This window comes from Pedobacter sp. UYP1 (assembly GCF_040547305.1).
GTDB lineage: Bacteria > Bacteroidota > Bacteroidia > Sphingobacteriales > Sphingobacteriaceae > Pedobacter.
Window position 1 is genome coordinate 1 of the sequence record NZ_JBEPPL010000043.1, and the last position, 1942, is coordinate 1942.

Below are 1942 nucleotides of genomic sequence, written 5' to 3' on the forward strand. Positions count from 1 at the left end.
ATATTACGGTAGGGGAGCATTCCAGCGGCAGCGAAGTTATGACGTAAGTTGTGGTGGAGCTTCTGGAAAAGCAAATGTAGGCATAAGTAACGATAAGGCAGGCGAGAAACCTGCCCACCGAAAGGATAAGGTTTCCTGATCAACGCTAATCGGATCAGGGTTAGTCGGGGCCTAAGGAGAACCCGAAGGGGAAATTCGATGGACAACTGGTTAATATTCCAGTACTTTTTATAACTGCGATGTGGGGACGGAGTAGTGACACTGCCGCGATCTGACGGAATAGATCGTTAAAGACTGTAGGTATTGGAGAGGTAGGCAAATCCGCCACTCTAGCTAAAGGTCGATAGTACCGCAAACCTTCGGGTGAGTGGATAGCGCAGGTAATCAGACTTCCAAGAAAAACCGCTAAGCTTCAGGTTATAAAAACCCGTACCGCAAACCGACACAGGTATCCGGGAAGAGAATTCTAAGGTGCTCGAGTGAATCATGGCTAAGGAACTCGGCAAAATGGCCCTGTAACTTCGGGAGAAGGGGCGCTGACAGCAATGTCAGCCGCAGTGAAAAGGCCCAGGCGACTGTTTAACAAAAACACATGGCTTTGCAAAATCGAAAGATGAAGTATAAGGCCTGACACCTGCCCGGTGCTGGAAGGTTAAGAGGGGATGTCATCTGTTAAAGGAGAAGCATTGAATCGAAGCCCCAGTAAACGGCGGCCGTAACTATAACGGTCCTAAGGTAGCGAAATTCCTTGTCGGGTAAGTTCCGACCTGCACGAATGGTGTAACGATCTGGGCGCTGTCTCAGCCATGAGCTCGGTGAAATTGTGGTCCCGGTGAAGACGCCGGGTACCCGCAACGGGACGGAAAGACCCCATGCACCTTCACTACAATTTAACATTGACATTGGATACAGGATGTGTAGGATAGGTGGGAGACTATGAAGTGGCATCGCTAGGTGTTGTGGAGTCAACGTTGAAATACCACCCTTTTTGTATTCGGTGTCTAACCCCTTTCGGGGGGGACATTGTTTGATGGGTAGTTTGACTGGGGTGGTCGCCTCCAAAAAGGTAACGGAGGCTTTCAAAGGTAAGCTCAATACGCTTGGTAACCGTATGAGGAGTGCAATAGCATAAGCTTGCTTGACTGTGAGGCAGACAAGCCGAGCAGGGTCGAAAGACGGATATAGTGATCCGGTGGTTCTGCATGGAAGGGCCATCGCTCAAAGGATAAAAGGTACGCTGGGGATAACAGGCTGATCTCCCCCAAGAGCTCATATCGACGGGGAGGTTTGGCACCTCGATGTCGGCTCGTCACATCCTGGGGCTGGAGAAGGTCCCAAGGGTTCGGCTGTTCGCCGATTAAAGTGGCACGCGAGCTGGGTTCAGAACGTCGCGAGACAGTTCGGTCCCTATCTGTTGTGGGCGTAGGAATTTTGAGTGGGGCTGACCTTAGTACGAGAGGACCGGGTTGGACTAACCTCTAGTGAATCTGTTGTTCCGCCAGGGGCATTGCAGAGTAGCTACGTTGGGAATAGATAAGCGCTGAAAGCATCTAAGTGCGAAACTAGCCACGAGATGAGAATTCCATATAGGACCGTAGCAGACTACTACGTTGATAGGTTACAGATGTAAAGCTGGTGACAGCATAGTCGAGTAATACTAATCATCCGAAGCTTTCAAGAGCAATAAACTGTTGTTTGTTCTTCATAACTAACTTCTTTCAATAATATGTCATCGTTTGGCAGCAGAGTCCTGCGTGGACAAAGTGAACAAACATTTACAATATCAATCGAGCAATTGCTTTAACAAGCGATGAATAAACAAAAGCTGGATAAAGACATTTAGGTGCCTATATCGGTGGTGTCCACCTCTTCCCATTCCGAACAGAGAAGTTAAGCCCACCAGAGCCGATGGTACTGCGGTAACACGTGGGAGAGTAGGTCG

General features: G+C 49.1%; 2 rRNA genes. Both read left to right on the top strand.

The annotated features are described in order from the left end of the window. Window positions 1-1681: ribosomal RNA gene (locus tag ABIB30_RS27185) — 23S ribosomal RNA — on the top strand; the annotation flags it as partial. Window positions 1682-1839: 158 nt separating this feature from the next. Beyond that, window positions 1840-1942, top strand: a 5S ribosomal RNA gene (rrf, locus tag ABIB30_RS27190); the annotation flags it as partial.